At 42.0% G+C, this 26885-nt stretch carries 21 protein-coding genes; 5 read left to right on the top strand and 16 right to left on the bottom strand.

The genetic code is table 11. The annotated features are described in order from the left end of the window. Positions 1-5 precede the first annotated feature (5 nt). Positions 6-320: a hypothetical protein gene (locus tag L1077_RS19945; protein WP_237138665.1), complete on the top strand. Its 315-nt coding sequence runs from the start codon at positions 6-8 to the stop codon at positions 318-320. 353 nt (positions 321-673) lie between these two features. Here L1077_RS19945 and L1077_RS19940 read toward each other — a convergent pair whose 3' ends face one another. Together L1077_RS19940 and L1077_RS19935 are read right to left on the bottom strand one after the other, a co-directional pair. Then, positions 674-2209, bottom strand: coding sequence for a serine hydrolase domain-containing protein (locus tag L1077_RS19940; RefSeq protein WP_237138664.1), 1536 nt, complete (start codon positions 2207-2209; stop codon positions 674-676). Positions 2210-2276: 67 nt separating this feature from the next. After that, on the bottom strand, positions 2277-3053 hold the full coding sequence (locus L1077_RS19935; RefSeq protein ID WP_237138663.1) for a helix-turn-helix transcriptional regulator: 777 nt from the start codon (positions 3051-3053) through the stop codon (positions 2277-2279). 442 nt (positions 3054-3495) lie between these two features. Here L1077_RS19935 and L1077_RS19930 point away from each other — a divergent pair, with 442 nt between their 5' ends. From L1077_RS19930 to L1077_RS19920, 3 genes are all read left to right on the top strand, one after another. Then, positions 3496-4263: a S1 family peptidase gene (locus L1077_RS19930; protein WP_237138662.1), complete on the top strand. Its 768-nt coding sequence runs from the start codon at positions 3496-3498 to the stop codon at positions 4261-4263. Between the two features lie 61 nt (positions 4264-4324). Next, positions 4325-6415, top strand: coding sequence for a S8 family serine peptidase (locus L1077_RS19925; protein WP_237138661.1), 2091 nt, complete (start codon positions 4325-4327; stop codon positions 6413-6415). Positions 6416-6744: 329 nt separating this feature from the next. Next, entirely contained in the window at positions 6745-7863 is a 1119-nt protein-coding gene (locus L1077_RS19920; RefSeq protein WP_237138660.1) for an MBL fold metallo-hydrolase, read from the top strand. A gap of 25 nt (positions 7864-7888) precedes the next feature. Here L1077_RS19920 and L1077_RS19915 read toward each other — a convergent pair whose 3' ends face one another. From L1077_RS19915 to L1077_RS19870, 10 genes are all read right to left on the bottom strand, one after another. Next, complete coding sequence (locus tag L1077_RS19915; protein ID WP_237138659.1) at positions 7889-9736, bottom strand: winged helix-turn-helix domain-containing protein; 1848 nt, start codon at positions 9734-9736, stop codon at positions 7889-7891. A 230-nt stretch (positions 9737-9966) separates the two neighbouring features. Then, positions 9967-10392: an acyl-CoA thioesterase gene (locus L1077_RS19910; protein WP_237138658.1), complete on the bottom strand. Its 426-nt coding sequence runs from the start codon at positions 10390-10392 to the stop codon at positions 9967-9969. 159 nt (positions 10393-10551) lie between these two features. Further along, a complete protein-coding gene (locus L1077_RS19905; protein WP_237138657.1) occupies positions 10552-11547 on the bottom strand; it encodes a fatty acid desaturase in 996 nt (331 codons plus the stop codon). 164 nt (positions 11548-11711) lie between these two features. Continuing rightward, positions 11712-13697 carry a hypothetical protein gene (locus tag L1077_RS19900; protein WP_237138656.1) on the bottom strand — a complete coding sequence of 662 codons (1986 nt, stop codon included), beginning with the start codon at positions 13695-13697 and terminating at the stop codon, positions 11712-11714. Further along, complete coding sequence (locus tag L1077_RS19895) at positions 13694-14206, bottom strand: ABC-three component system middle component 4 (protein WP_237138655.1); 513 nt, start codon at positions 14204-14206, stop codon at positions 13694-13696. Before L1077_RS19895 ends, L1077_RS19900 begins: the two co-directional genes overlap by 4 nt. Next, positions 14199-15434, bottom strand: a complete 1236-nt coding sequence (locus tag L1077_RS19890; RefSeq protein ID WP_237138654.1) for an ABC-three component system protein — start codon at positions 15432-15434, stop codon at positions 14199-14201. The genes L1077_RS19895 and L1077_RS19890 overlap by 8 nt, the downstream gene beginning before the upstream one ends. Before the next feature lie 832 nt (positions 15435-16266). Then, a complete protein-coding gene (gene gcvP, locus L1077_RS19885) occupies positions 16267-19164 on the bottom strand; it encodes an aminomethyl-transferring glycine dehydrogenase (RefSeq protein WP_237138653.1) in 2898 nt (965 codons plus the stop codon). A gap of 179 nt (positions 19165-19343) precedes the next feature. Then, entirely contained in the window at positions 19344-19733 is a 390-nt protein-coding gene (gene gcvH, locus L1077_RS19880; protein WP_046355903.1) for a glycine cleavage system protein GcvH, read from the bottom strand. Between the two features lie 62 nt (positions 19734-19795). Continuing rightward, positions 19796-20878, bottom strand: a complete 1083-nt coding sequence (gene gcvT, locus L1077_RS19875) for a glycine cleavage system aminomethyltransferase GcvT (protein ID WP_237138652.1) — start codon at positions 20876-20878, stop codon at positions 19796-19798. A gap of 114 nt (positions 20879-20992) precedes the next feature. Then, positions 20993-21565: a hypothetical protein gene (locus L1077_RS19870; RefSeq protein ID WP_063362522.1), complete on the bottom strand. Its 573-nt coding sequence runs from the start codon at positions 21563-21565 to the stop codon at positions 20993-20995. 129 nt (positions 21566-21694) lie between these two features. Between L1077_RS19870 and L1077_RS19865 the strand changes: the two genes are divergently transcribed. Beyond that, positions 21695-22540, top strand: coding sequence for a LysR family transcriptional regulator (locus L1077_RS19865; RefSeq protein WP_063362521.1), 846 nt, complete (start codon positions 21695-21697; stop codon positions 22538-22540). 2 nt (positions 22541-22542) lie between these two features. Here the strand turns inward: L1077_RS19865 and L1077_RS19860 are convergent, their stop codons facing one another. Genes L1077_RS19860 through L1077_RS19845 form a run of 4 tightly spaced genes read right to left on the bottom strand, consistent with a single transcriptional unit; the run spans position 22543 to position 26803 of the window. Further along, positions 22543-23709 (bottom strand): FAD-dependent monooxygenase, encoded by a 1167-nt coding sequence (locus tag L1077_RS19860; protein ID WP_237138651.1) that lies wholly within the window; start codon positions 23707-23709, stop codon positions 22543-22545. An 11-nt stretch (positions 23710-23720) separates the two neighbouring features. Beyond that, entirely contained in the window at positions 23721-24899 is a 1179-nt protein-coding gene (ubiH, locus tag L1077_RS19855; protein ID WP_237138650.1) for a 2-octaprenyl-6-methoxyphenyl hydroxylase, read from the bottom strand. A gap of 24 nt (positions 24900-24923) precedes the next feature. Further along, on the bottom strand, positions 24924-26237 hold the full coding sequence (gene pepP, locus L1077_RS19850) for a Xaa-Pro aminopeptidase (protein ID WP_237138649.1): 1314 nt from the start codon (positions 26235-26237) through the stop codon (positions 24924-24926). Positions 26238-26239: 2 nt separating this feature from the next. Beyond that, on the bottom strand, positions 26240-26803 hold the full coding sequence (locus L1077_RS19845) for a UPF0149 family protein (RefSeq protein WP_046355896.1): 564 nt from the start codon (positions 26801-26803) through the stop codon (positions 26240-26242). Positions 26804-26885: the final 82 nt, after the last annotated feature.

Here is a 26885-nt window from a genome sequence, read left to right as displayed (position 1 = left end):
CAACTATGAATGAAAGCACAAATACAGTGTATGTACTGAGCGGTTACGCAAAATGCTCGACCACAGACCAAGACAAATACAAACTTGGCAACAAACACTCTATCGGCTTATTAACGACCGATAAAAATTACAAAGAGAATATCAACAACCTTAAAACCTTTATCAAAGATTTAGGCTGGGACTCCATCACTTTTTGCATGGTTGAAGAAGTTGACGACATCAATGTTTTGTCTAATGACGTGTTAATATCCAGCTTTCTGCGCGCCCAAAAAAATGGCCAATCTTTAGTCGTCAATGACCACCCGATCACTGTGCATTAGAGTGCAAAGGGTTAATGACTGCGAGCGCAGCGAGGACATTCTCTTTGCGCAAGGTGAGTTCGTGCAAAATACATCTTGCGGAGCAAGATTACTTTTGCGCAAGGTGAAATGAGCTATTTTAACCACTTTCACTACTGAGTTGGTCTTAATAAAAAAGTAATAATGACCACAAGCGCAGCGAGGACATTCTCTTCGCGCAAGGTGAGTTCGTGCAAAATACATCTTGCAGAGCAAGATTACTTTTGCGCAAGGTGAAATGAGCCATTTTAACCACCCCCACTACAACCCCAATAACCACATCAAATGATTTATTGCTATGCCCAACACATCACGCTTAACCCGCTTGGTGCGTTTTAGTCGCTAATTTTCACATACTCTGTACCAAACCAAGTCAAGCTCTTCACTTGTTTTGAGTTGTTATCAAACTTAATCTTAATCGGCCTTATCGTGCTAAATGGACTGCTTCGCTCTGCAAATAAGTCCATAGATATAGGCTGAATAGTAAACTCATAATCGTATATCTGCCCGGTTAAAACACCGTGTGAAGTCATGGATATGGCCAATTTACTGTACTTGTCTTCACCTTGATAATTGCCAACAAGCTTAACCAACTCAGCTTTGGTAGGCTGGTAATCATCTACACCTGACTGCTTTACTAACGCATTTATCCCATCAGCTTGTCTTTGCTGCCTTCTATCTAACAGCCACTGCACTCGCTCAGGGTAATCACCTTGACGCTGTTCAGCCATCTCATCGGCTCTTTCATGTGCTGTTAAATACTGAAAAAACTGCACCATGGTTTTTCTGCTCAGCCAACCTGTCATGTTATCCGAATTAGAAAAAACACCGATCCCCACACCTAAATCAGGCGAAAAGGCCATCACAGTGCGTGCACCTGTATAGCCACCACCATGGGTATACACGGTATGACCATCAATATCACACACAGTCCAGCCTAATGCATATCCATGACAGGGAAGCTCGTAAGGGTTTCTTGCTGTGGGGTCAAGCTGAGCAACTGATGTATGAGCTAACTTCATCATGTCATCACTAAACCCTGATTTACGCGCAAGTTCTTGGTTTAATTGTAACTGCAACCACTTACCCATATCTCGGGGTGATACCACTAAGCCACCTGCAGATTGCATTTTTCCATCGGTTTTTGGCGGCACGATATGCCAACCTTTCTCCTCGCCTTGCCAGATATGATTCCAAGATAAGTGCTTCATTGAAAAGTCAGATGTGCGGGCCGACGTGTTTACCATTGCCATGGGTGTAAAGATTTCATCCTGCAACCAATCTTGCCATGCTTTACCTGTTACCTTGTGTAAAACAGCGCCATAAATGTTATAGCCGAGATTGGTGTAGTCGAAACCTTCATCACGCTTAACGCTATGTTTAGCCAATAACGCTGGATAGTCTTTATGATCGACCTCCGTCATATAAGCTTCTAGTGTTGTAATGCGCTCAGCCTCGACGGGAAACTGATGCGTAAGCAAATCACTCAGCGTCCATTGATTAGAGTCAACGCCTTCAGGTAGTTTTATATGCGGCCAGTGCTTAGCAATTGTATCATCCAGCTTAAGTATGCCCTGTTGATCTAACTTCGCTGCAAGTAGTCCCATGTAAGCTTTAGTTTGAGAGGCAATATATATGGGTGTATCCAGCGTCAGTGGCAACTGAGTATCGATATTGCGAATGCCCTGCACATGATTTAAAAGCACCTCATTTTTAGTCACAGCAACAACGGCGTAGCCTGGTTCTAGACCTGGCACATCCTCGATAAATTGCTTTAATTTTGCAGCGGCCTGTTGCGGTGTTACCGCATAGCTTAGCTGACTCACACCGATTAAAGAGAGAAATAAAATCGCCTGCACTTTTTTGCCCATAACTGGCTCCTAACTGTAAAAATAAGCAATAGCATAGCCACACACCAAGCTATTTTATTGTATGGATTTAACCTGTAATGAATTGCTTGAGTTGGCGCGGTGTAAAGCCAATTTCTTGCTTAAACAATCGTGTTAAATGGCTTTGATCGCTAAACCCGCTGTCGTTTGCCACCTCTACTAGCATTTTGTTTTTTGAGAGTAGCTGCATCGCGCGCGAGACCTTGCAACGCTGTTGATATAAGCTGGGCGCACAGCCAAAGTGCTTATGAAAACTTCGCGAGAAATAAACAGGATGCACACCAAGTTCTACTGCCAGTTGCGTTAAATTAAGATTATCGGGGGAGCATTCAATAGACTGCTTAGCTTTTAATAGCCAAGCTACTTTTTGCCGCTCAGTTGTGACGGTACTACCTTGTCTAATGGCGAGTAAATCCCACAAAAACTGCTGTTGGAATGGATCATTATTTATCATTATCCCTTTGACTGATTGCTTGATCATTTGCAGTAAAGGTTTGGTTGTGAGCGGTTGCCAGTGCCAATCTAGCGCAACACCCTCAGCATATTCATCAAAAGCTTGTTTGCTAAAGTTTAATGCAAATATCAGAGTGCCCTGCTTGCCATATTGGTTAGCATGGCCAAATTCAGCCGGCTTGGTACAAAGACTAGGTGTGTACACTTGCTGCTGCACGCCGCTGCTAGACTCAGCCAAAGCGCCTGACAGCACAATAGACAACTGATGTCCCTCATGCTCATGCATCGCCATCGTGCTATTCGCAGGGTAGTAAGTTAAACACGCATTTAGCCCAGACGAGATATCTACCCGCCTTTGCTTTATATCACTCATTATTGTTTTTATTAGTGTATATATGATTGCCCTAGCCTAATCAAAAACACATTGAGCGACAACCTCAACTAGACCAAAAGGCTAACAATCAATTAATTTTCATACACTTGAATCTCTTATCACCAAAAGCACTTTGCTCTTGGTCAGGCTAAAAGTTAATAAAAGTGAGGTCGATTTACCCCGCCCTCTTTGATTATTTTTTAAAACAAACCTTTCCCTTTGTTTTACATACCTTTACCAACATAAAAAAAACAAAAAAAACACAAAAATAAAACATTTTCAACCCCGATTGTTATTTTAATTTTTTTTGTTCGTTCTTTTATATGTGCAAAAAAATAATTTTATAAATGGTTATAAACACATTTTAATTTTAAAAAAATAAAACTTTAAAATTAAAAATAACTTCATTTAAATTAATACAAAACACAAAAAAGGATACAACATGAAAAGAAATATTTTAACTTCAATAATTTCAAGCACCATTCTATTTAGTAGCGTTGCAAGCGCAGATATATCTAACAACAACGCTCAAACTAATTCAATCTATGACGGTTTGATTACTAATAGTATTGAAATCAGTAATAACGTGTACCCTGAAATAGTAATGTTTGGATTTAATGGCTATATTTGTACAGGTACATTCGTTGATTCAAACACTATTCTTACGGCAGGCCACTGTGCTGCCTCGTCAGAATATAACCCAAATAACATAGAAGTATTAACTGGGGAAGCTAAAGGTCAAAGCCCTTCAAATGTCTATGTGCACCCTAATTATAATGATTCAAATTGGCATGGTACTTATCAATATGACTTAGCTGTTCTGAAGTTTGATTCGCCTGTTTCTTCAAGCTACAGAGCATTAGCACCGCAATCAGCCAGAGCAGTAGCACAACAAAGGGCTGCAATCATTGGCTTTGGGAATAATAACCAAGTAACGAAAACAGGTGCAGGCGTAAAGCGCCTTGGTATTGCTACCGTGAGCTATGTTGATGGCGCAATGATATATGCGTACGGACATGATGGTAACAGTGGCTCAAATCAAGATTGGACAAGAGGTACATCCTTAACGGGTGGTGGTGACTCTGGTGGTCCTATTTTTGCTGCTCAGGGAATTTTAGGCGTAACCAGTGGTGGCTCTGTCGGTAGTGCATTTTGGGTCGATATTCATTCTAACGCCTCAAAAGCATTCTTAAATCAATATATTCAATAACAAACAGCCCCCAAATGGGGGCTTTTTAATTATACCAATATAAAATATAGGAGGGTTAGTTTTGAAAACGTTAAAATTTATAACCTTTATCTTGTCACTATCTTGTATATTTGATGCAAGCTCCATGACCGACAGGAATTACAAGGATCGCTGGATTAATCCAAAAGGCGACCCTCTTTTAAAACACCAATGGAACTTACTAAATCAAAACTTCTCGCAATATAATAATTCACCTAGCGACTTAAACCTTTGGCAAACACATATATGGGGACATAAAGGAAAGGATATAAAAATTGCAGTCATCGACTCTGGTGTTGACGTTAAACACCCAGAGTTAGTTGATAACTTAATTATTTTTAGTGATATTAATTCGTCGGCTACTAATGACGCTCATGGTACCAAGATGGCAGGAATTATCGCTGCTGCAGAAAATGACATTGGAATTCGTGGCGTAGCGCCACAGAGTCAAATAGTTTCGTTTTCTGGTATTAATGACTTAGACGATTTTATGGTAAGTCATGGTCTGCATGAAAGCTCATACGATGTTCAAGTGTTCAATCAAAGTTATGGTTTAGCATGGTCACATAGTGTGCCATATACGTTAAGCACACCTGAGTTAAATTATATCGAAATGCAATCCGTGTTAAAAAAAGTCTCTCTTGAAAACCCAACAGACAAACGGAGCGCGCTATTTGTAAAGTCAGCGGGCAATGGGTATTTACAAAGCAGTGTTTTTTATCTTGATGCGAATGACAATAGAGTCAAAAAATATCCAAAAAACAGTAAACCCATTGACGATAATTATTTTTTACCTTGGCAAAATGCTAATTCAGACCATGAAAATGCCAACTATTGGAATATGGTTATTGGCGCCGTCAATGCTTTTGGTGAAAGAACGTCTTATTCAACACCTGGCAGCAGTGTATTTATTTCAGCGCCAGGCGGAGATTCATTTAACACAGGTGTTAAAAATCTTTCAACGACCTTTACCTGCGAACACTTGGAAAAACAAGGCCTTCTAGAACCTAGCATGTTTATCGGTGATCTAAGGAATGCGCCATTTATCTCATGTACTCATAGTAGCCTACTATTAAAGCTACTTGATGTTGAGCAAATTTATATGCAGCGAACTGGCGCAAAAAGCATTGATTTAGGGCTGATCTACACATTACCAGAGTTTAAGTCGATTGAAGCGACATTAACTGCTCAAGAACACCAAGTGATTGAACAGTTGATTTTGATGCAAATAATAAATCAGCAATTTAGCAGTGTGCAAGGTCGTAGATCACTGCTGTCATATATCGCCGAACAGTCAGATTTTAGCTATGCAATAGATGGGACTTCTTCAGCTGCTGCTAATGCAACTGGTGCGGTTGCTTTGTTAATGTCAGCAGCGAATATGCAAAATCATCAGTTATCATCTCGTGATATACGCCATTTATTAGCAAATACAGCTACAAGAATAGACCCTAATCAGAGTGCTATTTCGGTTAACGGTATTGTTGGATTAGAAGGTTGGTCTAAAAATGCTGCTGGTCATTGGTATAGCCCTCATTATGGATTTGGGTTAATTGATGTCGATAAGGCTGTGGAATTAATTAGACGATATACCATCGAAAATTTACCCAGTGACTTAGTTGAATCGAGTTGGGCCGCTTCAGCCTTGAACGGATCAGAGATTAAAATACCGGATTCTGGAAAGGCGGTGACATCGGTCATTACTGTAAATGATGAACTGTTTATTGAAGCGGTGCAGGTTAGGTTAGATATTGCCCACAGCCGTATATCAGATTTGAAAATAGAGCTGGAATCGCCCAGTGGAACCCGCAGTATTTTAATGTCGCCCTTTGGTAATTTAAACGGTCAAGCTTTGAGCTCTGCCATTAATGGCATGCAAAGTACGCAGGGCTATGACGATCATTTGATGCTGAGCTACAAGTTCTGGAATGAGAAGGCCAATGCCGAACATGGTCAGTGGAAGTTGCATGTGACGGATATGAGCGCTGCGCATCGCAATTTTCAATTATCAGGTCGCCATGGCATTGAGGATGTCGTTATGGATAATAATGAGCAAGCAGGCAGCTTAAACAACTGGTCAATTCGCATCATAGGCCATCAAGAAAAGATCAGTAAAAATAAAAGATTAGATTAACTATCTTAGGTTAACCTTAATCAGTAAGAGCACCTTATCAGCACGTTGGCGGTTTGAGTTATTCTACCGCCAACTTTTTGTATATCTACCTGAATTGATGCCTGTAATCATGATGAACAGAGCGAATGATTTTCTATATGCACTGCGCTCTATCCGCCAATAACGCTTTGCCCTAGATTAAGAAAAAGTGCACAGCCACCCTCTTAACTGTTGATTTTTAAGGATAAATTTTCTATCCATTTTCTATTTAGCTAAAAATAGGTTTTAAATAAGACCCAATTGGCACTGGCATTTAAGATGCTGCAAAACTAAAACAGGGCCTCTTATTTATGAAACTTAAAACACTAACACATGTTATTTCTCTTATGTTGATAACAGGTTGCACAACACAAATAGAACGTATAGAAAACCCTGAACTTCAAAAGAATAAAAAAGGCGCTTATACCAACTTATTCCCAAGTCATTTTACCGATAATGGCCCCCACCATATCAATGATGATTTAGACCTCCTTAAGCCTGAAGAAAAAAAGGTGATTGAAAGAGCATTTTTAGACCCAGTCCCTTCGCATAAATACAGTAAGAGCTATGGTTACAGCTACAATGATTTAGTTTATTCAAATATTGAAATTAGCCCAGATAGAAGGGGTGAATTAACCTGGTTAGGCCATGCCAGCTTTTTAATCCAACAAATGAATAATGACGCCTTAGTTACCGACCCTGTATTTCATGAATTCGATGGCTTTTTAGGTTGGTTAGGACAGCAATTGAGCACCTCATTTGTTCGATTGGGAGAAGCCCCTGTCAACGCTAAAGAGCTGGACTTTGTATCTGGCGTACTGATCTCTCATGACCATTTTGATCACTTAAGTAACACCACGCTTAATGAATTTAGTAAAAATACACAATTATATTTGCCTTTGGACAGTGCCAGCGATATTGACTACGAAAATGGGCCAATAACCGAAATGGACTGGTACACTCATACTCAGCACAATAAAACACAAGTACACTTTTTACCAAGTAACCATAACTCCTCTAGAGGAATGTTTGATACCGATCACAGCTTATGGGGCAGCTGGATGCTAGATGATGGGAAATACAAAGTATATTTTGCTGGTGATACCGGTTACAGCGACGTATTCAAAGATATTCGAAAAAAAATGGGCCCAATGGACGTTTGCTTGATGCCAATCGTCGCCTATCATGAAAGTAAAAGGCGGGTACACATGTCACCAGAAGATGCTATAAAAGCTGCCGATGATTTAGGCTGTAAGGTATTTATTCCATGGGGCTATGGCACATGGACTTTAGGGTGTGAACATGTCCATGAACCTCTTAGACGACTCTCGTTGGCAGCAGAGCAAACGCCACCCAACTTCATTATAAAAACGCTAAAAATGGGAGAAAGCTTTAACTACCACACCCTACTTAACACAACCAAAAATTAATTAAAAACCGTCATACTTTGATGACTTAGTTAACCTCTAAGTCATCAAAATATCCAACTTCACTCAGCTCAATACGGTGTTTCTCAATCCAAAATTTTGAGGCATGTATTTTAATGTAATTTTGATATTCAATGACTTTAAGTTCATTCATATACGGCTTCATTTGATAAAGTAACAGCGCACTATGTAGGGCGTTATTATGCTCATAGCTTAATCTCGCACTATCAAATGCCTGCTTCGCAGCTTGTATTGCTCCGCTGAAATCTTGCTGAGCACGTAATACCCTCGCTTTTTGATTAAGGTTAAAACTACTTTCTGGCTGCGTTTTGAAAAGACCAATAGCCTCTTTCCACTTCTTTTGTTCAATATACCAAGACAGTAAATCTTCAATACTGCTCTCATAAATCCACTGATATTTGGCAAGTTTTTTTAGACCAAGTAATTTTAAAAAATAAGATTCAGCTTCAACCTCATTCGGTGAAAATAACGCCAAGTGATAATGAATAACCGCAAAGTGTGCTTGTTCAATTTCATGCGCAATCAACAGCGATTTGGCAGTATTTAAGTATTGATAACGATTTACCAAGTCGCCTAGTTTATGAGATAAAATCGACCCCGTCGTTTGTGCTTTTACCTCCGACAATACATCACCACTTTGCCTCGCATGCTCACTCGCGTTACTAATATGATGTTGTAGCTGGCTAGTATTATGCTGCGCATAAGCCAACCACGCCAAGGCTAACTCTATATTATGAGCAACCTTTGAATAGGGCGTTTCAGCTAATAATGCCAATGCTTGTTTATAGTATCGTTCGGCATGCAGGTAAGCCTGTTGCTGATGAAAAATGCCACCTTTAAGGTATAAAGCTAATGCAGTATAAGGGGAGTTTTTTTGCAGCTTGGATTCAATAAGCAGCTTTTCAATCAATGCCCTAGCAACATCAAAGTTTTGATGGGTTATTTCTTGCTTTATCAAATGGTAAATAACTGATAAATCATCTGGTTGACGCTCTAAAAGCAACTGTAGTTTTGCAGCCAATAATGCTGAGTTGGGCTCGTTTAGGTATCCCGATTTTTGTACATTATCAATGGTTTTATCAAGCGCATTCGTCATTAACGCTTCATTTTTTGCAAAAATATAACCGTGCCACTCACGCTCTGCACCCAGCAACTTATATTCAACCACCATGTGCTCATCTAATTGTGATACATATCCGGATAGTAATATTGATGTATTATTGAGCTGGGTCTGCTCTCTAACCTTATCTGAATAGCGAAATACAGCGTCTGTATCTATGGTAGCTAAATCATGATCATCGCTTTGAAAGGCCTTATTGCGCGTGAGCAAAGTGTCAATACGATCAACTTGTAACTCATCCAAAGCATCTGAAAATGAAAAGGGAATAACGTAAACCTGCCCCTTCAATTGTTTACTAGAAAGAGAACCGTCAGAAGACAATCCAAAAAATAAAACAAAAATAATAACTAAGAGCAACGTAATAACAGAATAAAGATAATATGACGATGTATACCATTTATTCATTAACTGAACTGGGGCTTTTTCTTCATTTTTCAGTTCTTTGGGCTCAAATGACAACTGCCACACGTAACCCTTTTTTGAAAATGTTGTTATCGCACCATTTCCAAAAACACGGCGAAGATGACTAATATTTTGAAAAACAACCTGTTCAGAAACAACCTGCTCGCCCCAAACCTCATCGAGGATCCTGTCTTTACTTAAAATTTTATCTTTATTGTTAATAAATAAAGCTAATAACTTAGCTTCATTACTTTTTAAATCTATCGGCTTATCGTTGTGGTAGAGCGTAAAAGTATCATCATCAAAATAGTACTTTTCAAAATAATAGTGCATAAGTAATCATTATTTTTATCGTATATGACTTATCACAAAGGCAGGAAGTACCCTGTGGACTCCGCATTATCAACAATTAAACAATAAATTACTAGGATAACTATTAAGCTAGTGGTGATTATTAAATGAGTGGTAGAGAGAAGAGCAAGCCTTAAAAACAAGGATCCTGATCTGCGTCAGGATGACAAATTATGAATGCACAACCTATAAGGGGCGTCTGTCCCCTTTGCTCACATCTCGTATTGCTTCAAAATCGCGAGCATATCACCTGGAATGGCCGCTTTTTGCCCTGTTTTCATATTAAACATCACCACAGTGGCATACCCCGTTGTACAAACTGCTTGCTGCGACTCACTAAATGCCTCATAGCGCATAGTGAAACGATCTTCTTTGATGTCGGTAATGTATGAGCCAATATACAGAGTGTCAGGGAAGGTAACGGGTCGTTTATATTGCGCGTAGGTATCACGCAGCACAGGACTATGACTGGGCTCAGATAAAATAGAGAGCAACCCGGTTTGCTTTAAAAAATCAATTCGCGCGGTTTCAAAATAACGGAAATACGACACGTTATTCACATGCCCCAACGCATCCATTTCGCCCCAAACCACATTAATTTTGGTGTTAATTGCAAACTTTTCGAAAAACTCCTGCATAATCTTGCCTCAAATTATGATTATTTAATTCGAGAGTAGCAACTCATCGTACCAGCTGCAAGGTGGGCTCGTGCAAAATACATCTTGCGAAGCAAGATTACTTTTGCGCAAGGTGAAATGAGCCATTTTAACCGTTGCCCACCTGAACTCCCACCCCCCTCACTCTCCCTTCTCCAAATACCTATTTGCATGCCTTAAACTATGTAAATCATCAAAGCGAACGCCATGTTTTGCCATCACTGGACGTATTTTGTGGCTGATCACTTGTCGAATATAAAAGGGCTGATTTGGCACAAAATGATGGATGGTATGTGTGCGACCAAAATCAAAGCAAAATAATTGAAAAGGTAAAAACCAACGGCTGGTGATCACATGGGTTTGCTCTAATACATTCGTCACACCACCATAATAATGCATTGAAGAAGTGATCAAATTCAGCGACGCTGAGCGGAGCATATTCGGTAATATCAGTACCACCATTAAAAACTCAGCCACCGCCAGTAACTCAGCCCCCCATGTTGGTAATGTGAATGACATCACAAATTGCAGCGCATAATAAGCTATCACCCCATACAAAATCCCAAAGTAAGCCGTTGCTAGCGGCGCGCCTGCATTAAAGACTCGAAAAAACTTAAAGCCACGAATTTCTTTACTAAAGCGCTTTGAATTAATAAGTAGCCCTAACAGGCCATCGAGGATCACCACAGCCCGTAAAAAAGGCGATTGAATGCCATTGCCCACTAAACGCTCTTCTAAATCCTGCGAAGTCCCCGACACTTTATGATGGTGCAGGTGTATCTTCCTACGATACCAAGGGTTCACCGTATTTGGCCGCATCAACCATACGCTTAACATCATAAAATTATGCACAAACGGGCGCTGGCTAAAATACTGTTTGTGGAGCAAGTCATGCTCAAGCTCATGGGCAATAGAGGTGATCAAAGCCACTAAAATTATACACACCCACGCAGGTACCACCGCAACATAATACAGCGCCGCAACGCCAATGAATGCACACAATGACAACATCAAAATGACCATGGCAATACCGTTTTGCCATTTAAGAATAGGGTAACGCGCCCTAAGCGATGCCTCTTCGGCTTTTATCGCCGTCACGATTGCATTGATGTTCTGCTTCGCAGTTAATTTTGACATGGATAGCTGTGCTAAATAGTTGATATCAGGATGATACATGAAATGGGGGGTGGTGGGGTCAGAGTGAGTGGATGAGTATGTGTGGTGTTTTTCAAGGGCAGTGTTGGGAGAGTAGGTTTTTTAGAAAAGAGAGCAGATGACTCTGCTCTCCTTGGTCAGCCTTCTTACTTTTTATCTTGTTCCCAATCATCAATTAACCCAATCGGCAGATTATTTACTCCATTAGAACGGTAATGAGCTATTTCAAACCCACTGTGTTTTTTAGCTACTTCTGGTGGTAAGTCATTATCAACCAATATTATTTGGCAAAGCTTTCCATTTTCTTCAAATCGCTCAGCTAAATCTAAAAGAGATTCAAATAAATTCTTATATTTGTCTGGATCAGAAACACCTTCTCTTTCATCTGCCTTTAAATCTGTATCTACAGCTCCATCCTCAGGTGTTTTTCCTAAAAACTTTCCGACAGTATCAATCATCATCAAGCTAGGTAAATTTGTATTGGTATTTAATTTAGCTCCCATGATTGAAGCTAAATAGCCTATTGATGTAATAGTTCTTAAACCACCAGAGTTAATATTCCTGTACTCAATATTTCTTACTATTGGTAAAAAGCTCTTTTCACTAACTGATACACCAAATTGATTATTAATTTTAACGTTTTGTAAGAACAAATCTAAAGACGTTGCCAAACCAGATAGAACTGAAGACATAGAAGGGGAATTCATCAACATTTCCTCCAACCTTCCCTTTAATTGAGTAATGTTGGATTCAAGACGACCGATATGCTCAGCAATACTTCGCTGTCTGTTTCTTACTTTTAAGGCATTTAAGTATTTCTCTCTTCTCTCGCCAAGTTTTGCGTTTTCCTTTACTAGTACATCTCTCTCAGCTAAAAATGGGGTAACTGAACTTGCTAACTCCTCATCTATATATTCTTTCGCTTTAAACTGTTCTTTATAAAGCTCGCTCAAGGTTTTATTCGTTTCTTCCAATTCCTTTCTATTGTCAGCAATTAAAACTGTTAAGTCTTTAGAACGTCTAACTATAGAGTTTAACTCTTGCTTTAGTTTATTTTCTTGAGAAATATCAAACTCTTCTGACACATCACTTAGGTCTATTGTGTTATCACAAATAGGGCAATTTGAAGTAGTATGTTTTTGCTTCCCGATAGCAACTTTTGCTTGTGCAGCTGCTTTCAATTTTTGAATATCATTTAGATAATCGTTACTTAAGCGAGAAAACCTTTCTATGTTTCTCTCGGCATTACTCTTAACACTTTCAAACCTCTTGATATCCAGATTAATAGTATCTAAGGCTTCTTTAAGACCGCTATATAACTTATTGTTGGAAACCATTTTATTGTTTAAGTCTTTAAGCTGCCTTTCTAAATCTTCTTTTAACTCATCAATCAAAGTTATCTCCTCATCTATAGCAGAGGTTTGATCGAACTCTATTTCGGATAAGAATTTTGAAATAACTCTATATTGACTCTCCAAATCCGATTTTTCCTTTACCCTCGTAGATATATCAACTTCAAGATCTGAAATATTTGTGTCGAGAACATTAAATATATACTTCAATACCTCTCTATTCTTTACTTCGACAACGGGATTGCCAATGTTAAGCATGTGAGTACTGCCTACATCATCCTGATTTAAATACATATACTTAAACAAATCTAAAAAGCTCAATCTAGCAGTTTCTGAGTTATCTTTTGTAGGCGCTTGCTTTAATTTAACTATTGGAAAATTAAGCTCTTCTAGAAGAAAGTCAGACAGGCTTTTCTTTTCATTTGTACTCTTTGTAACTGACGATGCATACTTTTCAGGAAAGTTCTCTTCTAATTTGGCGTAAGGACACGAATACACATCTACATCCTTAGAGGAATTATATAAATCTCTAATAATACAGTATGGTGCTGAGTTAATTTCTATTTCTAATACGGCGTACTTTACAGATGAAGTAATTTCATGATCTAACTTACTCGTCTTTCCGCCTAACAAATAATAAACAACTCTGAGGATACTAGATTTACCAGTGTCAGCATCCCCATAAATTATATTAACCCCCTGATTAAAAGTAACTGTATAATCTTTTCTGTGTCCAACTAAAACCAGCTGCTTAAGTAATAATCCTTGCTGAGTAATCATGCCTCTCCTTGTTTCAAAATTGAGTTAATATAGGTACTGATCTTTGACGAGTTTTCTGATTGCAGTTTAGCTAAACTATCAACAAAATCTTTAATCTTTCTGTAATAACCATCACTTAATTCTTCAAGCACTGAGAGGCCACTTTCGTTTAACTCGAACAAAAAACCATCTTTCTCATTAAACGAAGCTTGAATATAACCTTTAACCGACAACGCCTTTATTAACTCAGTAACTTTATCTCGGTTGAATAACTCATCAACATTTAGTGCTATTGTATCTACAGTAAAATAGTCTGTTTGATCAATTAAAAATTGTTTTTTCCCAGCTTTTGAAAGCACTTTATTTAGAAATACTGGTCGAGTAACTAAGAAGTAGAATGTCTGAATTTTATCAAGCGTTAAAACTGCTTTCCCACGCTTAGTTCGAGCTAACTTACCGATAATCAGCATTAGAATTCCAGCATTGTAATAAAAGTCTCGCTCTGGCTGTAAATAAGGTAGGCTACTCATAGCCTTTTTCCTTTAAGTTCTCTTTCATAGACTCAAAATTTGCATCTTTATCCCACCAAATGGTTTCAGCTTCACTGTTGGCTAATTGATGCAGCATTCCTTGTTTATGAATTGCATTTAAAAATGGAATCAGAGTTTTTAAAAACTCTTTATCTTCTTTCATTATTTGCTCGTGAACATCAGCTAATAACAGTCCAGAGTTAGTAATACCATCATGAATATATTTGGTATAACTGCCTTGATAAACTTTCTTAATTTTCTTGTAGAGTTCGGCCAGTCGTTTTTGATCTGAGGCACTACTAAAAATTTTTCTAATATACTCAGCGTTTAAGAATACTTCTTTTGCATCACGTATTGATGTTCTATGGACGTCAGCGGCCAATAACTTCAATACAAAAAGTTCATCACTATAATCATCTTCATTGGCTAAACACTGAATAGCAAAGTCACTGATTGCTGGGTCACCATTTCGATAGTCTAAAATCAGTTTTTTAACAGCTACAACAATCGTAGAGTTTTCATTCTCTGGTTTAGTAATACTAGAATGATTTTCATCTACACTAATTACATCTGATACTTCTTTATCTGCTGGAACAGCACTAGTTTTATCTACTATTTTGTCGCTTGTTCCATAGAAATACTTTGTTGTTGGCCTTAATGAGGTTTTTAACCAGTAATCATTTAGTTTATGAATAAACCCATTCAATGGTTCTAATCCTTCTATTTGTAAATTACTACTAATTAAACTCCCATATGTAGCTAACTTAGCTCCTTGATGGGGTACAGCCAATGACAAGAACATTTTAACCTTTGAAACTGACTTCTCTTCGAGGTCTTTAGTTATTAAGCTTTTAGTAACAAGCCCTCCCATACTGTGAGCAATAACAAAGACGGAGTCATATTTTTCTAACCTAAACCTAAACTCAGTACGTAACAGATTAGAAATTTCTTCTATGCTGGAATTGTTTCTTAATTTTCCATGTGATGTACCGAAAAGCATTTTCAATAGCCTAGCAGTATTGCTTGCTTTAGCGAAAAGGTTCGTTAATTTAGTGAAATAAGTGAACTGTGCAACATCAAAATGCTTTGATATTTCTTTATCTTTAAGTAGTAATTCTGGAAAAGATACATCACAGTCAAAGCTCCAAGTATCAGAGCCTCCAGTGAATCCGTGTATAAATAATATTAGATTTGTACCATTACTCTTTTCGGAAATGAACTCGATCATCTTCACTTTCCTTAGTATTTAGTTGGTACTCCAATTCCCAACACTGTAATTTTTTAACTTACCCGTAACAATATCAACTTTTTCCAATAATTGATACAACATGTCTTGACCTAGTGAAAAAGTGAGTAAAAAGCTTACCTCTTAAATTTTTGCGAATAAAAAAGTTCAAAATCAATAGTACTCCAATCTTTATAAACAACCCCAAAGACAGCTCCACTCCCCCTTCTATCGCGCCTGAAAATAAGCAATTGATGAGTAATGTGCTCGCATGGATGCGAGCCAAGCCATGACTTCGCCAAGGATGGCGAATACATGGCGGTTACGTTCACATCAATGGCTTATTTGAAGATGAACGTGATAGCGGGGCGCCGAGGGGTTCCAAGGGGAGGCCGGCGTCAGCCGCCCCTTGGTTGTCGTCGCCAACGCGACAAAATGTTTAGTTGAAAGCTGCTGTCGATATCTTAACTGTTGTTAAACTGATAACCCTAATAAAAATGGATCCTGACCTTCATCAGGATGACGAAGGCGAGATTGCAGCTGAACCTAATACCTTTGCAAAATGGGTCCTGACGTTCGTCAGGATGACAAACGCGAGATTGCAGCTGAACCTAATACCTCTGCAAAATGGATCCTGACCTTCGTCAGGACGACGAAGGTCAGATTACACCTGAACCCAGCACCTCTGCAAAGTAGATCCTGACCTCCGTCAGGATGACAAGGGCGAGATTACAACTAACCCCAAGACCCACTCACAAAAAAACCGCCTTAATCTCTTAAGGCGGTTTTCAAATCAAAATCCATGTCAGGACTTCTCCCGACAATCAGATATCAATTACTCTGCATACGTCTCAACAGCTGGACATGAACAGATCAGGTTACGGTCACCGTATACGTCATCGATACGCGTTACCGTTGGCCAGAACTTGTCTTTTGCGACCGCAGGTACAGGGAATGCCGCGTAGAAGCGATCATATGCACGCTCCCACTCATTACCTAGCACATCAGCTTGTGTGTGCGGTGCAAATACAAGTGGGTTGTTCTCAACAGACCACTCACCAGACTCAACCTTTGCAATCTCTTTACGGATTGAGATCATCGCTTCGATAAAGCGGTCGATTTCAACCTTAGACTCAGATTCAGTCGGCTCAATCATCAGTGTGCCAGCAACTGGGAATGACATTGTTGGTGCGTGGAAACCGTAGTCCATAAGACGCTTAGCTACATCCATTTCAGTGATGCCAGACGCGTCTTTAAGTGGACGTAAGTCAACGATACACTCGTGCGCAACACGGTCGTTACGGCCGCGATATAGCACTGGGTAGTGGTCCGCAAGTTTTGCCGTTAGGTAGTTCGCATTAACAATCGCAATTTCAGTCGCTTGTTTAAGGCCTTCACTGCCCATCATCGCGATGTATGCCCATGAGATAGGTAAAATCGCCGCTGAACCGTAAGGTGCAGCAGATACCGCGCCGTTACCTTCTGTTGTGCCAGCAACATTGATAACGCTGTGGTTAGGCATAAATGGTGCAAGGTGCGATTTAACACCGATAGGACCAACACCAGGACCGCCACCACCGTGTGGGATACAGAATGTTTTGTGTAGGTTTAAGTGCGATACGTCAGAGCCGATGAAGCCTGGGCTTGTTACACCTACTTGCGCGTTCATGTTCGCGCCGTCCATGTATACTTGACCGCCGTGCTGGTGAACGATGTCACATACTTCACGGATAGTCTCTTCGTATACACCGTGTGTAGACGGGTAAGTAACCATGATACAAGATAGGTTCTCAGACACTTCTTCCGCTTTAGTGCGTAAGTCGTCAAGGTCGATGTTACCTTTATCATCACAACCAACAACCACAACTTTCATGCTTGCCATTTGCGCAGACGCAGGGTTAGTACCGTGCGCAGAGCTTGGGATCAAACAGACGTTACGGTGCGCGTCGCCACGTGATTCATGGTATTTACGAATCGCGATAAGACCCGCGTATTCGCCTTGTGCACCTGAGTTTGGCTGTAGTGATACGGCATCGTAGCCTGTGATATCTACAAGCCAGTCGTGCAGCTCAGTCATCATAGTTTGATAACCTTGTGCTTGCTCAAGTGGACAGAATGGGTGAAGCTCAGCGAATTCAGGCCAAGTTACTGGGATCATCTCCGCTGTCGCGTTTAGCTTCATAGTACAAGAGCCCAAAGAGATCATTGAGTGGTTCAATGCTAAATCTTTGTTCTCTAAACGCTTGATGTAACGCAGCATTTCAGTTTCGCTGTGATACTCATTAAAGTTTGGATGGGTTAGGATCTCGTCATCACGTACCAAGCTTGCTGGGATACCTGTGATGTCGTTTGCCGCAACCTCTGCGTCAAGCGCAGCCACATCAAGACCGTGGCCTTCGCCAAGGATGATGTCGAATAATTCTGTGATGTCAGCGCGTGTGGTTGTCTCATTCAGTGCGATTGAGTACTCACCTGCGTGGTTAATTGCAAAGTTCACTTCGTTTGCAACAGCACGTGCAACGACCGCGTTTTTGTCTGCGTCTTCAGCCACAACCGTGATGGTATCAAACCAAGTGTCGTGCTTCAGTGCAACGCCTTTTGACTTAAGGCCAGTCGCCAAGATGCTTGCAAAGCGGTTGATGCGCTGTGCAATAGTTTTAAGACCTTGAGGACCGTGGTACACCGCGTAGAATGCAGCCATGTTAGCTAGCAATACCTGCGCTGTACAAATGTTTGAGTTCGCTTTTTCACGACGGATGTGCTGCTCACGCGTCTGCATCGCCATACGCAGTGCATCGTTACCTAAACGGTCTTTAGATACACCAATGATACGACCAGGTAATGAACGCTTGTACTTGTCGCGTGTTGCGAAGAAGGCTGCGTGTGGACCACCGTAACCCATAGGTACACCAAAGCGCTGTGCCGAACCAAGTACCACGTCTGCACCTAGTTTACCCGGTGCTTTCAATAGCATTAAGCTCATGATGTCTGCGGCAACACAGGCAATCGCTTTTTTGTCTTGTACTTGTGCGATTAGGTCAGTGACGTCAACCACTTCACCTGATGTTGACGGGTACTGGAATAGTGCACCGAAGATCTCGTGATTTACCACATCACTTGCAGGCGCGACAACTACGTCAAAACCAAACTGTTCAGCACGAGTGCTTACTACGTCAATTGTTTGAGTATGTACGTCATCTGCAATGAAGAATGTATTTGCTTTTTTCGCTTTTGCTACACGCTTAGCTAGGGCCATAGCCTCTGCCGCTGCGGTAGACTCATCAAGCAAAGATGCACTTGCCAAGTCTAGGCCTGTGACATCCATAGTTAGTGTTTGGAAGTTAAGAAGAGACTCCAAACGCCCCTGTGCGATCTCTGGCTGGTATGGCGTATACGCTGTGTACCAACCTGGGTTTTCTAACACGTTACGTAAAATAACATTAGGTACGTGTGTTGGGTGATAACCTTGGCCAATGTATGATTTAAATACTTTGTTTTGACCCGCTACTGACTTTAGGTAGCTCAGCGTTTCAACTTCTGTACGGCTTTCACCAATCTTAAGACCTGTTTCTAAACGAATAGAGTCAGGTACCGTTTGACCGATCAGCTCTTCAACACTTGATACTCCAAGCTCAGCAAGCATTTCGCTTACTTGTGCGGCATTCGGGCCGATATGGCGACGAATAAAGTCTTGCTTTTGCTCTAACTGTTCAAGAGATTTGGCGTTTGACATTAGTCCAGATTCCTATGATCCAAATAAAATGGGTGTTCCTGCATTGATGCCTAGCAATGTTGCCAGACAAAGGCCTTGGTAACGCAGTCACAAATAATGCTTTGAGAGTAAACCAAACCAAAGCGGTTTGATTTAACAACAAAAGCCCCAAAAAATGGGGCTTTTAGTCATTCAACGAATTAGTCTTCGTCGATTGAATTTGAATAACCTTCAGCGTCAAGTAGGTTTTCAAGCTCAGACTCGTCAGACGCCTTCACTTTGAATAACCAACCGTCACCGTATGGGTCGTTGTTTACAGACTCAGGAGAGTCTTCTAGCTCTTCGTTGATTTCAACGATAGTACCAGTGATTGGTGCGTAGATATCAGAAGCCGCTTTTACAGACTCAGCAACTGCACAGTCTTCGCCAGCATCTACTTCGTCATCCACATCAGGTAGGTCAACAAATACCATGTCGCCTAGAAGTTCTTGTGCATGCTCAGTGATACCTACAGTGAATACACCGTCGCCTTCAGCGCGAACCCATTCGTGTGAAGATGCGTATTTTAACTCGCTAGGAATGTTGCTCATTTTTTGTTCCTTTGGTCGTTTTAATTGGGCAACCGCCCATTATTCTACTCGTTACAATGATTTTAGATCACTGACTTACCGTTGCGTACGAAGCAAGGCTTCACTACTTTAACGTCTACCAGCTTTTTGCGCATTTCAACTTGTGCCGTTTCCCCAGTTGAACGAGGTACACGTGCCAATGCTACGCTGAAACCTAAAGTCGGAGAGAATGTACCAGAAGTGATAACACCTTCGCCACCTTCTACGATAACTTTAGAGCCACCGCGTAAAACGCCTTTGCTCTCAAGCACCAAGCCAACTAGCTTATCAGTGCTCTTGTCAGCACGTTGTTGCTCAACCACTTTACGACCGATGAAATCACGATCTTCTGGTTCCCAAGCAATGGTCCAAGCCATGTTAGCAGCCAGTGGAGATACAGTTTCATCCATATCAGAGCCGTACAAGTTCATGCCTGCTTCTAAACGTAGCGTATCACGTGCACCTAAGCCAGCCGGACGCACGCCCGCGTCTAGCAGTTGCTGCCAAAGCTCAGCAGCATCGTCGTTATGCACAACAATCTCGTAGCCAGCTTCGCCAGTGTAACCTGTTGTTGCAATAAATAGTTTTCCAGCTTGCGCACCAAAGAATGGCTTCATACCTTCAACCGCAGCACGCTGCTCGTCGTTTAAGATAGTTGCTGTTTTTTCTTTTGCACTTGGACCTTGAACGGCAATCATCGCGTACTCTGGACGCTCAGTCACTGTCACGTCAAAGTCAGCCGCGACTGCGCCGATGTGCGCAAGGTCTTTTTCACGCGTTGCTGAGTTAACAACTAAACGATAATCTGTTTCTGTGAAGAAGTAGATGATAAGGTCGTCAATTACGCCGCCTTGCTCATTCAACATGCCTGTGTAAAGCGCTTTACCTGCAACTGTTAGCTTAGCAACATCGTTTGCCACTAGCTTGCGTAAAAACGCCTGTGCGTCAGCACCTTTTACATCAACAATGGTCATGTGAGATACGTCGAACATACCTGCATCTTGACGCACTGCGTGGTGCTCTTCGATTTGTGAGCCATAGTTGATTGGCATTTCCCAACCGTGGAAATCAACCATTTTAGCGCCAGCTTCTAGGTGCTTAGCATGTAGTACTGTTTTAGAAGTCATACTTGTCCTTCACTTTTTTGGTTTATGTAAGCAAGTTAAGTTGCTCACATATAATCGAGCACATAGTCTCGATGGGGTTAATCATGAGCTGATAATCAGCTCAAATGCACGGAATTAGTTAATGCAAAAACCTGCATCGCTTAACTTCTTTTGCCACAGTGATAGTGGCTCTGGCTGCGCGATGAGTTGATGCTGCTGCACACCGTCTTGCAATAGTGTGGTGATAAAGACATCGCCACTTTGCTTGCCATAGCAAGCCTGCAGATCAGAAATACCTAAGCCCGGTGTGAGCGAAAAATGGGTTAACAATGATTCAAATGCTGCCGCACCACTGAGTTGTGCAATGGCCAAATCATCACGGCGCATCAATTCGATGTCATAATCCTGCTCATGTTGGTCAACCAGCGCTTGCAATGTATGTGCTGCGTCTTGGTCCAAAATGAAGCGATAAGCGGTTTCACTAAAGTAATAAACAGCATAACGATGGCCATTTGCAAACGACCCTTGAATGCCTAAACCCGGCGCAATTAACTTGTTTAAGTTAATGCCAAGCTCTTGATTAAGAAAAGGAGTTGTTTCAAAGCCACTAAAATCCAATACCACCTGACCGGCCAATGCACTGTAGGCATTTTCAGCAGGTACCGTCCCTTGACGATGCTTGGCAAAAATTATTGGAGAAAACGTCATACAACCACCTTAGTGAAATGAAGATAGGCAAAAGTATAGGGGGGGTGAATGGCAACAACAAATTGTAATTATTTATCAATTGATAAATAATATTAATGTATTCGACTTTTATAAATAGCTTTTTTAAATATGAAGAACTTATCAATTGATGGCCTACGGACACTCGTCACGGTTGTAGAGGTCGGAGGTTTTGCAAAAGCAGGCGAACTACTGGGCTTATCGCAACCCGCTGTGAGTTTACAGATCCGCCGCTTAGAAGATTTGCTTGGCTGTAAGCTGTTTAAAAAGCAGGGTCAGCGCCAAGTGCTTAATCAATATGGCGAGCTACTACTGCCCCAAGCCAAACAAATGCTGCAATACAATGATGCTATTTTACAGCAATTTACTTCTGAGAGTGTCACAGGACGTGTACGTCTTGGGATCCCCAGTGAGTTTGCCGCACGCATTCTGCCCGCCATTATTGGTGACTTTGTCTCTCTTTACCCTGATGTAGCGTTAGAAGTGAAATCAAGACTAAGTAAGCATTTACTTTCGGTATCAAGACAAGATCAATTTGACTTGGTATTGGCACTCAACGAAGAGCTTGAGTCTGTCAGTCACCCAATCTTTATGCGTGACCAACTGGTCTGGGTCGGTGACTTAAGCCTCGCAAAAAAAGAAGTCATCACGTTAGTGGCTGCACCGGAGGGCTGTATTTATCGTCGCCGTGCCATTGAAGCACTACAGCAAAGCGGGCGTTCTTTTCGCATCGTCTACAGCAATGCCGATTTAACCGGTTTAACCGCTGCGCTTAAAGAAGGCTTAGGGATCACGGTACTGGCCAAAAACACTGTGCCCGCAGAGCTGACCTATCAGCAGCATACGCCAGAGCTGCCGAAACTTGGGGAGATTGGGATCAGTTTAATCAAGAATACTCAGGAGTCTGCCCATGCGGTGAACAAACTCGCTGAGTTTATCGCGCTGCGTTTGGCGTAGCGCTATTGCCCGACTGCTTGCTTTACAAACAAGCTTTTAATTGGGCCTAGATTATCTACTAAGCTCAATCCTAAGCCGCGGATCAGCTTTTTAGCCGGATGGGCACCTTCAAATAAATCTTTTAGGCCCTGCATCATCGCGATGTGTTTTTGCGCATCAAGCTTGCGCGCTCGCTCATATTCTCGCAGCACTTTATGCGCGGCGAATTCTTGGCTTTGCTCACCCAGAGCTGTGATCAGATGCGCCGCATCCTTTAGGCCTAAATTCATGCCAAGCCCTGCCAGTGGGTGAATGGTGTGCGCAGCGTCGCCCATTAACACCACGCGACCTTTGAGCCACTGCTGGGCATAACGCATGGTCAATGGAAATACCGCTCGCTCACTTTGCACTTCACACAAGCCACATTGCATATCAATGGCCGTAGATAATGACTTATTGAACTCACTAGGACTTTGCGCCATTAACTGCTCAGCATGCTCAGGAGACGTAGACCATACGATAGAATGCATATTTTCTTCAGCCAGTGGTAAAAACGCCAATGGGCCAGTAGGTAAAAAGACCTGACGGGCGGTGTGCAGATGTGTGCAATCTGTTTTTACTGTCGCCACAATGGCATGGTGATCGTAATCCCAAAAGCTCAGCGGCATATCAAATAATTTGCGTACACCTGAATTCGCGCCATCTGCTGCCACCAGCAGTTTACTCATCACGGGCATGCCTGAGTCCAACGTGATCAACACATCCGTTTCGGTTTGATGAATGGCTTGATAACGGCTTTCAAATGCCAAAGTGACATTGTCAAAAGCCTGCAATTTATTGTAGAGCGCATAGCGGATCCCATCGTTTTCGATAATGTGACCTAGTTGTGGTAGCTGCAAAGACTGCGCGTCAAAGGCGATTTTACCAAAGCTATCTGCATCTCTGACGTCCATCGCGGTATAAGGTGTAGCGCGACTGGCAAAAATGTCCTGCCATACATCTAGCGATTCAAATAGCTGCTGACTGGCCAAACTAATTGCACTGACACGCATGCTGTAGTCCTCAGCCAATGGCTTAGGTGCACTGCCCGCATCTAACACCATGACCGACACATCTTGCTGTGCTAGTCCAAGAGCCAACGTTAAACCGACACAGCCACCGCCAACAATACATACTTGCACTTGCTGCATGAGAGCTCCTTTTATTGCACTCGACCCATTAGCTGTCTGGCCAATGGTGCTTTTAAATTAGGGAAGAGACTGATCATCATCAGGCCACAGCTGCGTCCAAACGCCACGCTGCGGGATTCATTAGAAAAGAGTCGTACCAGAGCGTCAGTGAGTGTCATCACTCGACCAATATCGCTATCTCTGGCGACCTTATACGCCTGCGTAAATGCATGACCGCCCCAGGTTGCAATGTCCGAGGATTGTAGTTGCGATACTAAACATTGAATATCGCGCATACCCAAGTTAAAACCTTGCCCCGCAATGGGGTGAATGGCGTGCGCGGCATTACCGATGACCACCACGCGGTGGTGCACAACACTAGAGATCCGCCCATGCACCAATGGATAGCGACTGCGCTTACCAACGGCTTCAAACAACCCACCTCGGTAACCAAATTCTTGCTGTAATCGTGCTAAGAAGGCGCTGTCATCAAGTGCGAGCACCTCTTCCAAGGCATCTTTGTTCATACACCAGGCAACAGAAAAGCGCTCGTCACTCATGGGTAACAGTGCGATGGGCCCTTGCGATGTAAAACGCTCAAACGCTTTCCCCTGATGACCCGGTGACACTTTCACATTGGCAATTAACGCCCCTTGCTCATAGGGAAAACTATCAAACTCTAGATTTAACAATCCTCGAGTAGGCGAGTGCGCGCCATCTGCTATTACCAAGAGCCTTGCTTGTAAAACAGGTGATTGCTCCGCATCGAGTTCAACTTCAACATACTCGGTGTGCTGCGTGACAGCTTTGACCTTTGCAGGACAAAACAAGGTGATATCTTGGCTTTGTAATTGCTGATGTAAAAACTGACCATATGGATTTACCTCAACCACATAGCCAAGCGCATCAACTTGATATTCCTCAGGTGTGATGGAGGCTTTTCCAAAGTGCCCTCTATCAGACACGTTGACCTGCGAGATCCGCTCAGCGAATGACCATGTTTTATTGAATAGATTCAGTTTGCTCAGGTAATCAACAGATTGCTCAGCCAAAGCGATACTGCGATCGTCAAAACTAGGGTGGCTGTTAGCTTTCGGAGCGAACGCTTCTACCACCGCAATACGGCAATCGGGAATTTGTTTTTTAATACTGACGGCAGCAGTGGCACCCGCCATGCCGCCGCCGACGATAAGGACGTCGAATTGTTGCAAGCCTGATACTCCCAAATCTTGCAGTTAGGCTTTGTGCATCAGTGCTTCAATCTCAGCGATAGATTTTGGCACATCAACCGTTAAGTTTTCATGGCCATCTTGAGTGATCAGTAAATCATCCTCAATGCGCACACCAATGCCTTTGTATTTTTCTGGTACTTCAGCATCTTCGTCAAAATATAAACCCGGCTCTATGGTCAATACCATGCCCGCTTCAAACGGTCTGTCTGCCTCATCCAGTTTATATTCACCAACATCATGTACGTCTAAACCAAGCCAGTGGCCCACTCCGTGCATATAAAACGCCTTGCACGCTTGTGTTTCTATTAGCTCTTCTAAGGTGCCAGAGAGAATGCCAAGCTCAATTAAGCCTTCTGTTAATACACGCACAACCTGCTTATTGGCTTTGACCAGCGTGCCGCCGGGCTTCACTTCTTCAAATGCAGCCAACTGTGATTTTAATACCAGATTATAAATCTCTGTCTGTGCTTCACTAAACTGCCCGCTGACAGGAAAAGTACGTGTAATGTCCGCAGCATACCCTTCCAATTCACAGCCTGAGTCGATCAAGATCAAATCGCCCTGCGTTAATACATCACTGTTTTCAGTGTAGTGTAATATGTTGGCGTTATTGCCTGAGCCAACAATGGTGCCATACGCTGGGTATCTCGCTCCATTCATCGCGTAGTGGTGATGAATTTCAGCTTCTAATTGATACTCAGTGGCATCCGCCTTGGCAAACTGCATCGCGCGAATATGCGCTTGTGCACTGATCTTTGCGGCTTTGCGCATTACAGCGATTTCGTCTGCGGATTTAAACAGACGCATTTCATGTACGAGCGGACGAATATCTTTAATGGTCTCTGGGGCTCTGTAACCTTTTTTAGGTGCGCCGCGCAGCGTGCTCAGTAATCGCCACACTTTATCATCAAAATCTGGATAAGTGCCTTGGCCAAAATACAGTGTCGCGGTGCCATTCACTAAACTTAACAGTTCATCATCAAGCTCTGTCAGTGCATGGGTGTCATCCATGGCAAACAAGGTTTTCGCTTGCTCAAAGCCAACGCGCCTGCCGTGCCAAATTTCAGCCAACTTATCTTTGTTACGACAAAACAAGGCGCTCAGCCCCTTACCTGCTTTGTCTTTGCTCAGCACAAGTACCGCATCCGGCTCTTTAAAGCCGGTTAGGTAAAAGAAATCACTGTCTTGGCGAAATGGAAACTCGGTATCACGACTACGTGTAATTTCAGCCGCCGCCGGAATAATGGCAACTGAGTTATTATCCAGGTTGTTTAGCAGTCGCGCGCGACGTGCTACAAACTCTTCATTTTTTATCATAATTAATGCACTGTTTTTGATGTCGCGCCATTTCCTTGCTCTCGGCCCATCTCCGCAAAGCATAATAGCGCAGAAACTCGAATATACTCGACCACTTCGTGGAACGCTTGTTGGTCTTCCTCTGTATCATCGAAATGCGTATCAAGGCGAGTGATCTCGCTGAAGTCGCTGATCACTTCTTTTACATCAGCTGACAGCTTGCCGTAATCTTTTTGCTTTAAGCCAAATCCAAGTAAAAACCCAGATACCCAAGATACTAAGGCATTGGCTTGGTCGATAAGTGCTTCATCATCATTGGGTAAGTACACTTCAAAGGTGTGTTCAGGATCGTTAAAGCGCTCTACCACAAGCTTGTATAACTCAGCTAAAAAGTCTTTAAGTTCAACGCCAAATGCTTGGCCATCGTTGAATACATCGCTGAGTAAACCTAGGTATTCTTTGTCATCAATACTCAATCCACAGGCTAAAATACCGCTGATGGTGCCATGCACTTCTGCTGGTGCGACAAAGATGCCGTGTTTTTCGAGTAATAACTGGGCTTGTTGGTAATCTTTTAATTCGATCATAAGGCTTAATTCTCATTCACTTGATAAGGTTAATGCTACCACTCGAAGTATAGCAACTACAATGCATTGTCTTATTCTGCTG

The organism is Pseudoalteromonas luteoviolacea (assembly GCF_021654285.1).
Lineage (GTDB): Bacteria > Pseudomonadota > Gammaproteobacteria > Enterobacterales > Alteromonadaceae > Pseudoalteromonas > Pseudoalteromonas luteoviolacea_J.
The sequence above is the reverse complement of the archived record's forward strand: the minus strand, read 5'-3'. Positions and strand labels throughout refer to the sequence as shown.